Origin of the sequence: Chryseobacterium sediminis (genome assembly GCF_008386505.1) — a bacterium.
GTDB classification, from domain to species: Bacteria; Bacteroidota; Bacteroidia; order Flavobacteriales; family Weeksellaceae; genus Chryseobacterium; species Chryseobacterium sediminis.
On the sequence record NZ_VUNZ01000001.1, the window covers coordinates 880,840 to 892,753 of the forward strand.

An 11,914-nucleotide genomic window follows, 5' to 3' on the forward strand; every position below is an offset into this window, starting at 1 on the left:
ATAGAAACAGATTGTCATTAAACAGAACTCTAAAGACTTTTCATCACTGTTTATAATCAGGAGAAAAAATTTTTTTCTAAAAAAACTTTAGAATAACTTTGCAAAAAATTTCTGTTGAAAGACCTGCTTCTTATTACTCCGCCTTTTACCCAACTTAATACTCCTTACCCCGCAACGGCTTATATTAAAGGATTTTTAAATACCAAAAATATTTCCGGTTACCAGGTAGATTTGGGGATTGATGTTATTTTGGAATTATTCTCAAAGGACGGCATTCAGAAGGTTTTCAGCAAAAAAATTGATCTTCAGGATACCTCTGAAAATTCTCAGAGAATCTATGCCTTAAGAGAAGAATATATTAAAACCATAGATCAGGTTATTTTGTTTTTACAGGACAAAACGCCCACATTGGCAAGACAGATCTGCAGTATGAATTTCCTTCCGGAAGCTTCCCGTTTCAACCAGTTAGATGATATGGAATTTGCTTTTGGTAATATGGGTCTTCAGGATAAAGCTAAACATCTAGCAACATTATATTTAGAAGATATATCAGATTATATTGTTGAAAATATTGATCCCGATTTTGGTTTCAGCAGATATGCGGAACGCCTCGGGAAAAGTGCCAATTCTTTTGATGAATTATATTTAAAATTATCTGGCGGTCTAACATTTATAGATGAATTTACTTTAAAAATTCTTCGTGAAAAAATAGAAATGGTTCAGCCGAAATTGGTTTGTTTTTCAATCCCTTTTCCCGGCAATCTCTACTCTGCTTTCAAATGTGCGCAATGGATCAAAAAGAATCACCCTCACATCAAAATTGCGATGGGTGGAGGTTTTCCCAATACCGAATTAAGAGAAATTAAAGATCAGAGGGTTTTTGAATTCTTTGATTTTATCACGTTAGATGATGGTGAACTTCCTATTGAACTTCTTTACCAGAATTTAGAAATTTCCAACGGAGAAGGTGAATTTAAGAGAACTTTTCTCCTCGAAAATCAAGAAGTTGTTTATAAGAATAATTCTAAAAGACATGACTACAAGCAAGCTGATATCGGTACTCCGGATTATACGGATTTAAGGCTGGATCAATATATTTCTGTTATCGAAATTGCCAATCCCATGCACAGCTTATGGAGTGATGGAAGATGGAACAAACTCACAATGGCTCATGGATGCTACTGGGGAAAATGTACGTTTTGTGATATTTCGTTAGACTATATTAAAATCTACGAACCTATTTCTGCTAAAATTCTGGTAGACCGAATTGAAGAACTGATCAGAACAACAGGTGAAACCGGATTCCATTTTGTGGATGAAGCCGCACCGCCAGCCCTTATGAGAGAGGTTGCTTTAGAAATTCTCCGAAGAAATCTTGTTGTTACCTGGTGGACAAATATTCGTTTTGAAAAAAGTTTTACCCGAGATTTATGCTATCTTCTGAAACTTTCAGGATGTGTTGCTGTTTCCGGTGGACTTGAAGTGGCCAGTGACCGATTGTTAAAATTAATAGACAAAGGAGTGTCTGTAGAACAGGTTGCCAATGTAACAAGAAATTTTACAGAAGCCGGAATTATGGTGCATGCTTATCTGATGTATGGCTACCCCACCCAAACCGTTCAGGAAACAGTTGATTCTTTAGAAATGATTCGGCAGATGTTTGAAATGGGAATTCTTCAAAGTGGTTTCTGGCATCAGTTTGCGATGACAGCCCATTCACCTGTGGGAATGAAGCCGGAAGATTTTGGCGTTGTTCCGGTAAAACAGGAAATTTTGTTTGCCAATAATGATATAGACTTTCAGGATAAAACCGGAATTGATCATAATAAGTTTAGCTTCGGACTAAAAAAATCCCTATTCAATTTTATGCATGGAGTGAATTTTGAACTACCACTTCAGGAGTGGTTTGATTTTAAAATTCCAAGAACTACTATTCATCCGGATTATATTCATGACTGTCTTTTAGAAGATGGACAGTTTCAATTGAAGACCAACTCCAAAGTGGTCTTTTTGACCAAAAATGTAATCGCTGAGAATCGCGTAAAAAATAAAAAGAAATATTCTGGTACATATACCGTACTTACATTCCACTTAAAAACCAATATTGTGAAGATTGAGCTGGAACAGGAAAAGGCAAAATGGCTGATGAATGTACTGGAAGAGAATTCTATTGAAAATTCAAAAAAGCCTACTATTCAACAACTTAAGAGTCAATTTGAGGAAGATTTTGAAGATTTTGAACTATTCTGGTTCTCAAAACCGATGCAACAATTGAAGGAAAATGGTGTGATTTTAAGTTTATAAAAATTTTCAATTTTTTCTCAAGGATTTTTAAAATGATAGATGCTTCCTAGAAAATGTAAGTAAAGCAACTCTTTTTGACCTTTCAAAAACATTCATACAATCTCACATAACCATAAAGTTTTTTATGGATTGAATTCTTATTGCAATTCTGTAAAGTCTTGGTTAAAGACTACATGTCTCTTGATAAATTATAGCTAGCAAAAGGTTTAAACAAACTTATTATCAATAGCTTACAATAATTAATACGATTTGCCGTTGTTAAGATCAATATAAAAATTAATAACACTATGAAAAATTTTAAATCGATCTTAACATTGATATTATTCTCTGTTTTTAGTCTTAATAGTGCGCAAAAGACAGGATATGTAGATTTCCAGTATATATTAGAAAAGATGCCTCCTTATAAAAATGCTGAAGCAAGATTAAATGCACAAATTGACACCTGGCAATCTGAACTTCAAAATTTACAATCTGTATATGAAAAGAAAAAATCGGCTTTTGAAAATGAAAAAATTTTATTAACTGAAGAGCAGTTAAAGTTTCGGGAAAAAGAAATAACAGAGCTGGACAAAAATATTAAGTTGATCACCATGCAAAGATTTGGGACTAACGGAGAAATTACGATGCTTAGAAAAAATCTGATTATTCCTTTTGAAGATCAAATATATAATGCTATAACGCTTATTGCTGAAAAAAATGGATTAGCCACAGTTTACAATAAAGATCACAATGTTCTTTATCTCCAGAAAAGGTTTGATTATACAGAAAAAGTCTTAGGGATTCTCTTAGCACAGTCTTCTGTTACTGATAAAAATAATAAAAATTAACCTCTGGTAAAAAACTCCAGGGTTTCTATTAGTTTTGGCTAAAGCCCGTCCCTATTGATAGAAAAAGAATAATTCTTCCAAATTTATTATTAATTAGGGCTTTCTTTTGAAACGGTACCCACAGATACTTTTTCTTGTATTTTAATAAAATTAGGATCCATAATAGCCATTCGTTCAGCAAGTGCTTTATAGGTTGGGAACTTCAGGATTGAAGCTCTGCCTGACATTTCTTTGTAAATTGTAAAAGACTTTCCGCCTGCTGTCTTTAATTGCTTTGTGGTAGTAATATATCTCCCGATCAGCTTACTTTTAGCATCGTAGATCTCAATATCTATAGATGTTTTATCCATAATTGTATCATCTGAGCCGAAACTTACAGGTAAATTGGTAAAATATCCCACCGGAACACCATTGCTTAAGATCTCTCCCACTTTATTGACCTCAATATTCATCTTATCAATTTTCTTTCTGATCGTGTAAGCATCTTTGGTCTTGCTGTCCAGCTTTCTTTTGGGAACATTTGAAAAAATCTCATCAAGATTTTTCACATTAATACCTTTATTATCAATGATTTTAAGGTCCTTCACTGAGGTATAGACTGCTGACTTTTCTTCACCAGAGAATGCTGAAGGTGATGAATAATCAATTTCAATCGTTTTGTCCCTGTTATATACTCTATTGATACTGATATAGCTGTCCCGAACAGAATCAACGATATTTTTATCAATGAATTTTATAGTATACAATGGAGTCTCTTTAAGATCCATAAACGTATATTCGCTGGATTTGTTGGACAGTTTCGCTACCGGAATACCGTCCAGATTGATAATTCCTCTTTTGGTCTTGATATTCTGAGCATGGAGGAAAACACCCAGAACTGTAAAGAATATGATTATGCCTCTCTTCATACAATCAGACTTTTACAAATAAAAAAAAGTGTAACACAAAGTTACACTTTCTTGAAAATATATTTAGCTTTTCATTTAATTATTCACAAAGGATAATTCCTTTATCATGATTAAATTCTACAACACCGCTTTTGATAGCATAAGCAAAAACAGAGTCTTTTCCAGCTTCTTTGGTAAAGTTTTTAGCAAAAGCCTCATCAATAGAATTAGCATAAAGCTTTACATTACCTCCGATCAAAGAAGAAACAATTCCCGCGTGGTTTTTCATGATGTGAAATTCACCATTTTTTCCAGGCAACAATACTGAGTCTACTTCTCCTTCAAAAACTACGTATTCTGGTGTTAAAATTTTTATATTCATTTTAATTTAGATTTGAAGATTTCAGATTTCAGATTTCAGACAACCTTAAAGTCTCATGTCTGGTATCTTTTATCTTTATGTCTAATTATTAAGCGTTTTCAGCTAACATTTTTTGTCCTGCTTCGATAGCTTCTTCGATAGTTCCTTTCAAGTTGAAAGCAGCTTCTGGTAAGTGATCTAATTCACCATCCATAATCATAGTAAATCCTTTGATTGTGTCTTTGATATCTACTAATGATCCTGGGATACCTGTAAACTGTTCTGCTACGTGGAAAGGCTGAGATAAGAATCTCTGAACTTTTCTTGCACGGTATACAACAGATTTATCTTCTTCAGAAAGTTCTTCCATACCAAGGATTGCGATGATATCCTGAAGAGCTTTGTATCTTTGAAGAATTTCTTTTACTCTTTGAGCGCAGTCATAGTGTTCCTGACCGATAACTTCCGGAGCAAGGATTCTTGAAGTAGAAGCTAGAGGATCTACCGCTGGGTAAATACCTAATGAAGCAATCTTTCTGTCAAGTACCGTAGTTGCATCCAAGTGAGCAAACGTAGTTGCAGGAGCCGGGTCAGTTAAGTCATCCGCAGGTACGTATACCGCTTGTACTGAAGTAATTGAACCATTTTTAGTTGAAGTAATTCTTTCCTGCATCGCTCCCATTTCAGAAGCAAGAGTTGGTTGGTAACCTACCGCAGATGGCATACGACCAAGAAGTGCAGATACCTCAGAACCAGCCTGTGTAAAACGGAAGATGTTGTCTACGAAGAAAAGTACATCTCTACCTTGTCCGCTTTCTCCACCGTCTCTGTAGTACTCAGCTAATGTAAGACCAGAAAGTGCTACTCTAGCTCTTGCACCTGGCGGCTCGTTCATCTGTCCGAAAACGAATGCAGCTTTTGAATCTTTCATAGCTTCTAAGTCTACTTTAGAAAGATCCCAACCTCCGTTTTCCATAGAGTGCATGAAATCATCACCATACTTGATAATACCTGATTCCAACATCTCTCTCAAAAGGTCATTTCCTTCTCTCGTTCTTTCACCTACTCCGGCGAATACAGAAAGACCCCCGTGTCCTTTTGCAATATTATTAATCAACTCCTGGATCAATACTGTTTTACCTACACCGGCACCACCGAACAAACCAATTTTACCTCCTTTTGCGTAAGGCTCAACTAAGTCGATTACTTTAATACCTGTAAATAAAACTTCTGCAGAAGTTGAAAGTTGATCAAATTTTGGAGCTGGTCTGTGAATTGGTAGACCACCATCCTTAGAAATATCTTGAAGTCCGTCGATAGCATCACCAACAACGTTGAATAGTCTTCCGTTTACAGCCTCTCCGATTGGCATCATAATAGGATTTCCGAATCCAATTACGTCCTGCCCTCTTTTAAGACCGTCAGTAGCGTCCATTGCGATACATCTTACTGTATCTTCGCCAATATGTTGTTCTACCTCTAAAACTACTTTTTCACCGTTTTCTTTTGTAATTTCTAACGCGTCATAGATTGCTGGAACAGCTTCCACATCTGTGAAGACAACGTCGATTACCGGACCAATAATTTGAGAAATTTTACCTTTAATTTGGTTTGCCATTGCTAAATTTTTTCTTGGTGCAAATATAGTGATTCTTCATAAACCCGCAATTGGTAAAAAAAAGATTTTTATCATGCTTTTGAGAATAGATTATTTTAGTATTATACGATAAAACCATGAATCAGTATTGTAATAATAAGGTTATAGCTATTACGCCATTGTTATATTGATACATTGGCACATTATTTCTATATTTGCAGTCAAATTTTTCCGTTTTGAAAGTTTTCAAGAATTTTACAGATTATTCCTCACAGAAGCCTTTAGCATTGTCTTTAGGAATGTTTGACGGGGTACATCTCGGGCACAAGAGTATTATTGATGAACTGACTAAAGTAGGTACAGAGAACAATCTGGAAACTGCAATCCTTACTTTCTGGCCCCATCCTAGGTTTGTTTTTAATCCTAATGAAGATTTAAAACTTCTGAATACATTAGAAGAAAAGAAACAGCTGGTTGAGAAATATGGTGTTGATAATCTGTTCCTGAAGGAATTTGATGAAGAATTCAGAAACTTAACCGGAGAAGAATTTGTACGTCAGATTTTAATTGATAAACTCAACGTTAAATACCTTATTATAGGATACGACCACTCTTTCGGGAAAAATAAAAGTGGAAATTTTGAACTTCTTCAGAAATTATCCAAAGAACTTGATTTTGATGTTGAACAAATGGAAGCCATTAATATTCATGAAAACAATATCAGTTCTACAAAAGTACGTAATGCCCTATTAACTGGAAATATTAAGGAGGCCAATGAAATGCTGGGATACTCCTACTCTGTTTCGGGAACGGTAGTGCATGGAAAGAAAATCGGGCGAACAATTGGCTATCCAACGGCTAATATTGAAACGGAATCCATTAAACTTTTACCTAAAAAAGGAGCTTATATTGTAGAAGTATTCGTAAAAGGCAACCAATATAAAGGAATGCTGAGTGTTGGAACCAACCCTACGGTAAATGGAGAGAAATTAACTGTGGAAGTTTATATCCTTGATTTTGACGGAGATATTTATGATGAGAAAATTACGGTAAACTTCAGAGATTTTCTTCATGATGAAATCAAGTTTGAAGGTCTTGAAAAACTGATTGAAAGACTGGATGAGGATAAAAGATTAACACAAGAATATGATTTCAAGGAGTAATAATTTTGATTTTCTAAGGCTTGTCTTTGCAAGTCTTGTTATTATTACCCACTCCTATGCTCTTTCCGGAGCTGCTCAGGGAGATCCTTTATCACAACTTACCAACGGCCAGATGGAATTCTCTTATCTTGGAGTTCATGGCTTTTTTATTATCTCCGGATATTTAATCTTTAAAAGTTTACTGCGCTGCAAAGGTCTCGCTGATTTTTACTGGAAAAGGCTTTTAAGACTTTTTCCTGCTTTAATAGTGGTACTTTTACTCACCGTTTTGCTGGCACCTGCAGTGTATGAAAGTTCTGTTCCTTACTTACAGAACAAATCTGTTTACACTTATATTCCTCAAAATATAACCTTATTCTTCAGGCAGAAAGGTATTGACGGTGTTTTTGAAAACAATCCTTACAAACATAGCATCAATGGAAGTTTATGGACTATATGCTACGAATTTAGTATGTATGTAATGGTCTCTTTGCTATTCTTTATCCGTAGAAAGGCTTTTGTAAAAACTGTTGTTATCCTGTTATTTGTATCAAGTTATGTCTTAAGCATCTACTATCCTTATTTTCTTTACGGGTTATTTCTCAAGTTGGCATTGGGAACTAATCATTTTTACAATCTGATGTGTTTTTTTGCAGGAGGTATGGTATTGACTTATCTGAAAATAAATAATAAAAAAACTGAAAACATCATCATTCTGATTTCTTTTATCGTTCTTATCATCAGTTTATATTTAAATATTTTCAAATATACCTGCTATATTACGCTACCTTTACTGGTTATTCTTATTGGTGAGAGATCTACCCGATATCTCAATAAAGTAGGAGAAGTAATTGGAGATACGTCTTACGGAATTTATATTTATTCTTTTCCCATACAGCAGGCGCTCATGTATTTTTTTAAGCTTGATACTGTTATGCTGTTTATATTTTCATTGCCACTTTCAATTCTTCTGGGATATATTTCCTGGCATCTGATTGAAAAGAAAGCATTAGGATACAAAGATTTATTTGCTAAAAAGGCTATTCAATGATGAATAGCCTTTTTATTTATTTTAATACTTTTAGGTAGATTTTCTGAGTTTCATTATTGAGTTTCACGTTGGGAAACTGCTTATCATAATCAATAAATAGATCTCCTTTTTCATCTGCTTTTCCGTTTCCATCAGAATCCCAGCTTATTGTTACATAATATTTTGCAGGTCCTGCAGGTTTTGGATTGATCTTACTTTCAGCATCCTTGGGTATCGGCAGATCAATAGTAAATGGTACAGATTTCTGCTCATATTCCTTTTCTGTAATTAAAGTGGCGGGAGCATCTGCCAGTCTTTCATCCATTCCGTATAAGCTTACTTTAAGTTTTGAATTTTTAATCGTAAAATTCTCTGTTCCTGAAAATTCTATTTTAAGATTATCAGAAGAAGTTTCTGAGGCTGAGACAGCAGGAGTCTGATTTTCAGCAGTACTTTTGTTTACTGGCTTGGTGCAGCTTGACAGCATCAATGTACCTGCTGCTACAAATAATAAAAGGTGATTTCTCATTTGTTCTTTATTTTGTTACTATTAAATTATATATTTCACTGATCATAGATAACAAATTTCATACCTCAAATTATGCTTACTGCTTTATAAAGAATTTACTGCAATCTGAGCCTTCTTTGTCAGAGATTTAAAAACCAAATCATAGGAATGATCAATGAGTTTAAAGATCAAATCTCTTTTCAGACCATCCGTTGTCACAGAATTCCAATGGGTTTTGTTCATATGATAAGCTCCTGTAATCTGAGGATACTGCTCCCGAAGTTCTGCACTCCATTCGGGATCTGTTTTCACATTTATTGCTAAAGGTTGTCTTTCAAGTCCCATCAGTAAGAACATTTTGGTATCTACTTTTAATACAAGAGTCTCGTTATCAAACGGAAAGCTTTCTGTAGTTCCTCTTTTGGCTAGACAATAATCTAAAATTTCGTTGGCATCCATATCAGATATAAGTAATGAGTGATCAGTAATAATGATTAAATGATATAATTCTTTAATCTTTAATTCAAATTTAGTAAATTTAAGAAAGAAATAATCCCGCAAAATCACAATTATTATGAAAGCTCTGGTAATAGGTGCTACAGGCGCCACAGGAAAAGATCTGGTACATCAGTTACTCAATGACAAAGAGTTTGACGAAGTGGATATTTTTGTTAGAAAACCTGTTGATATTCAGGATGAAAAACTTAAAGTTCATATTGTGAATTTTGAAAAGCCTGAAGAGTGGAAAGATATGGTGAATGGAGATGTAGCATTTTCGTGTCTGGGAACTACTTTAAAGGATGCAGGAAGTAAGGAAGCACAAAAGAAAGTAGATTTCAATTATCAGTATGAATTTGCGAAAGCCGCAAGAGAAAATGATGTGGAAGATTATATCCTGGTATCAGCCTATGGTGCCAATCCGCAATCAAAGATTTTCTATTCCAAAATGAAAGGTGAACTGGAAGAAGCTGTGAAGCAGCTGCATTTCAATAAGATTACGATTTTCAAACCGGGAATGCTTGAACGAACAAATTCTGAGAGAACCGGAGAGGTTTTAGGCAGCCGGATTATAAAATTTGCTAATAAACTTGGGTTATTGGAAAGTCAAAAACCGCTACCTACCAATATTCTGGCAAAAGCAATGATCAAATCTTCAAAAATAAAAAGTAACGGCTACTCCAGTATAAAGCTTGGAAATATTTTCTGTTTTGCGGAAAAGACTAATGAATAAAAGATTTGGGATTCGAGGTTCGTGTTACAATTAGAAAACCTTCTTATTAATTTCCCTACCTATTACAAAATTACTTTGTGGTTCTGCTTCCCATCTTCTGTCCTAATTTTTCATATTCAATATCATTAGGTTCCCAAAGTTCTATTTTGTTACCTTCAATATCCATAATATGGACAAATTTCCCGTATTCATAAGTCTCCATCTTATCAACAATGGTTACATTCTCTTTTTTAAGCTGCTCAATCAGTTTTTCAAGGTTTTCTACCCGATAATTGATCATGAAATCTTTTTCAGAAGGCTGAAAATATTTTGTTTTTTCACTGAAAGGACTCCATTGGCTGAATCCTTTTTTAGAATTGTCTGCTCCCTGATACCACTCAAATACAGCTCCGTATTCATTGGTAGCAAGTCCCAGATGGCTTTCATACCATTCTCTCATCTTTTTAGGATCTTTACATTTAAAAAATATTCCACCAATACCGGTTACTCTTTTCGTTTCATCAGACTTTTTTTCTGTAACGGCTTTAAAAGCAAATCCTAACATAAAGGAAGCCAGGATACAAAGGGTAAAAATTATTTTCTTCATTTGAATCATTGATTAGTTATAAAAATAAAAAAAGTGGATGTAAACACCCACTTGTAAAAATATACTTTTTTCTCTTTATTTCAGATATTTTGTAATCGCCTCATCAGTAGGCTTTGTAGTACTTACAAAAGAATCAACCAGTTTACCGTTTTCATCAACCAGGAATTTGGTGAAGTTCCAAAGAATAGTTGTGTTTTTTACTCCGTTTAATTCCTTTTCTGTTAAGTATTTGAAGATTGGAGCGGTATCATCTCCTTTCACAGAAACTTTAGCCGCTAAAGGAAATGTTACTCCATAATTTTTCTGGCAAAAAGCGCCAATTTCTGTATTGGTTCCGGGTTCCTGTCCTCCAAAATTATTGGCAGGGAATCCTACAACAACCAGTTTATCTTTATATTCCTCATATACCTTCTCCAGATCAGCATACTGAGGGGTAAACCCACATTCTGAAGCGGTATTAACAATGAGGATTTTCTTTCCTTTGAAATCAGCAAAATTGATTTCTTTTCCGTCAAGACTTTCTACTTTGAAGTCGTATATTGTTTTTCCCATAAGTTCAGTGGTTTTGGCTTTAGAAATTTCACTTTTTTGATTGGTGCAGCTTTGCAGGAATGCTATACAAGAAAGCAGCAGTAAAAAAATATTTTTCATTTTTTATCATTTTATGCAGCTGGGCTGCAGTTGAATTAAAACTTAAAAATGTTAGCCGGAAAAACTTTGTTGATTTCTACTTTGTTCAGTAACATCACATAATCTCCGTCTTTTTTGGTACTGGAAGATTCAATTCTGAAAGGCATGATGATATTTCCTACTTTTTTATAGTCAGAATAGATCAGTGTTTCATCTTTTTTCACTTCTTTTAAAAGCATATAAGTCTTAGTATCAAAATAATACATATTCTTATTCACATTTTTGGTAAGTTCCACTTTATGGCAGTAGATATCTCCTACTTTTTCTTTTCCAAGGTATTTGGCATCAAAACCTTTATTTTCCCAATCAATGAAGTCATTGTCAAAACTTTCCGGCACATATTCAGGGTATTCCTGAAGTTTATTGGCTGCATAGTTCATTGCGTATCCTTTTGTTCCGTCAAAGCCTTCAATTGCGGTTTCTTTTCCGCCGGTAGTAATTAATGTTTTAGTAAGATTTGGACGTTGCTGATAAATTTTTATCGGATACTCATCTTTGATTCCCAATACTACTTTTCCCTGAAGCAATACCGAATTTAAAAGTTTCCAATTGGTTAACCCTCCGGATAATTCAATGTTTTTGTCTATAATTTCCTTTGCGGTCTGTGCCAATATCACATGCGAAAATATCAGTCCAAATACTAATAGTAACTTCTTCATTAATTTTATTTATAAATTCAAATATAGGGGGATTTATGTAAAATTGCAAAAAAGACGAAAGAGCAAATCTGTAAATTTACTTTTTGTCCAGA

General features: G+C 34.3%; 13 protein-coding genes. 5 read left to right on the top strand and 8 right to left on the bottom strand.

All coding sequences use genetic code 11. The annotated features are described in order from the left end of the window. The first annotated feature begins 114 nt into the window (after positions 1-114). Positions 115-2,304, top strand: a complete 2,190-nt coding sequence (locus FW780_RS04090) for a B12-binding domain-containing radical SAM protein (protein WP_149832330.1) — start codon at positions 115-117, stop codon at positions 2,302-2,304. 287 nt (positions 2,305-2,591) lie between these two features. Next, positions 2,592-3,131: an OmpH family outer membrane protein gene (locus tag FW780_RS04095; RefSeq protein ID WP_149832331.1), complete on the top strand. Its 540-nt coding sequence runs from the start codon at positions 2,592-2,594 to the stop codon at positions 3,129-3,131. A gap of 89 nt (positions 3,132-3,220) precedes the next feature. On the opposite strand, the gene FW780_RS04100 is transcribed toward FW780_RS04095, so the two are convergent. The 3 genes from FW780_RS04100 to atpD all read right to left on the bottom strand — a co-directional run bounded on the left by FW780_RS04100 (position 3,221) and on the right by atpD (position 5,997). Next, complete coding sequence (locus tag FW780_RS04100) at positions 3,221-4,039, bottom strand: hypothetical protein (protein WP_149832332.1); 819 nt, start codon at positions 4,037-4,039, stop codon at positions 3,221-3,223. Between the two features lie 79 nt (positions 4,040-4,118). Continuing rightward, the gene (locus FW780_RS04105) at positions 4,119-4,400 is read right to left on the bottom strand and encodes a FoF1 ATP synthase subunit delta/epsilon (RefSeq protein WP_047374542.1); all 282 of its coding nucleotides are present in this window, start codon (positions 4,398-4,400) and stop codon (positions 4,119-4,121) included. Positions 4,401-4,488: 88 nt separating this feature from the next. Next, positions 4,489-5,997 carry a F0F1 ATP synthase subunit beta gene (gene atpD / locus FW780_RS04110; protein WP_149832333.1) on the bottom strand — a complete coding sequence of 503 codons (1,509 nt, stop codon included), beginning with the start codon at positions 5,995-5,997 and terminating at the stop codon, positions 4,489-4,491. Between the two features lie 215 nt (positions 5,998-6,212). On the opposite strand from atpD, the gene FW780_RS04115 reads away from it, so the two are divergent. Both FW780_RS04115 and FW780_RS04120 read left to right on the top strand, forming a co-directional pair. Continuing rightward, positions 6,213-7,139 carry a bifunctional riboflavin kinase/FAD synthetase gene (locus tag FW780_RS04115; protein WP_149832334.1) on the top strand — a complete coding sequence of 309 codons (927 nt, stop codon included), beginning with the start codon at positions 6,213-6,215 and terminating at the stop codon, positions 7,137-7,139. Further along, positions 7,123-8,169, top strand: coding sequence for an acyltransferase family protein (locus FW780_RS04120; RefSeq protein WP_149832335.1), 1,047 nt, complete (start codon positions 7,123-7,125; stop codon positions 8,167-8,169). Before FW780_RS04115 ends, FW780_RS04120 begins: the two co-directional genes overlap by 17 nt. A gap of 16 nt (positions 8,170-8,185) precedes the next feature. On the opposite strand, the gene FW780_RS04125 is transcribed toward FW780_RS04120, so the two are convergent. Both FW780_RS04125 and FW780_RS04130 read right to left on the bottom strand, forming a co-directional pair. Then, on the bottom strand, positions 8,186-8,677 hold the full coding sequence (locus tag FW780_RS04125) for a YbaY family lipoprotein (protein ID WP_241676843.1): 492 nt from the start codon (positions 8,675-8,677) through the stop codon (positions 8,186-8,188). Positions 8,678-8,761: 84 nt separating this feature from the next. Next, positions 8,762-9,115: an MmcQ/YjbR family DNA-binding protein gene (locus FW780_RS04130; RefSeq protein ID WP_149832336.1), complete on the bottom strand. Its 354-nt coding sequence runs from the start codon at positions 9,113-9,115 to the stop codon at positions 8,762-8,764. Between the two features lie 115 nt (positions 9,116-9,230). Between FW780_RS04130 and FW780_RS04135 the strand changes: the two genes are divergently transcribed. Next, positions 9,231-9,887 carry an NAD(P)H-binding protein gene (locus FW780_RS04135; protein WP_149832337.1) on the top strand — a complete coding sequence of 219 codons (657 nt, stop codon included), beginning with the start codon at positions 9,231-9,233 and terminating at the stop codon, positions 9,885-9,887. A 70-nt stretch (positions 9,888-9,957) separates the two neighbouring features. Here FW780_RS04135 and FW780_RS04140 read toward each other — a convergent pair whose 3' ends face one another. From FW780_RS04140 to FW780_RS04150, 3 genes are all read right to left on the bottom strand, one after another. After that, on the bottom strand, positions 9,958-10,473 hold the full coding sequence (locus tag FW780_RS04140) for a VOC family protein (protein ID WP_317131556.1): 516 nt from the start codon (positions 10,471-10,473) through the stop codon (positions 9,958-9,960). Positions 10,474-10,548: 75 nt separating this feature from the next. Beyond that, positions 10,549-11,124, bottom strand: coding sequence for a glutathione peroxidase (locus FW780_RS04145; RefSeq protein WP_149832338.1), 576 nt, complete (start codon positions 11,122-11,124; stop codon positions 10,549-10,551). Positions 11,125-11,159: 35 nt separating this feature from the next. Next, complete coding sequence (locus FW780_RS04150; protein ID WP_149832339.1) at positions 11,160-11,822, bottom strand: outer membrane lipoprotein-sorting protein; 663 nt, start codon at positions 11,820-11,822, stop codon at positions 11,160-11,162. Positions 11,823-11,914 lie beyond the last annotated feature (92 nt).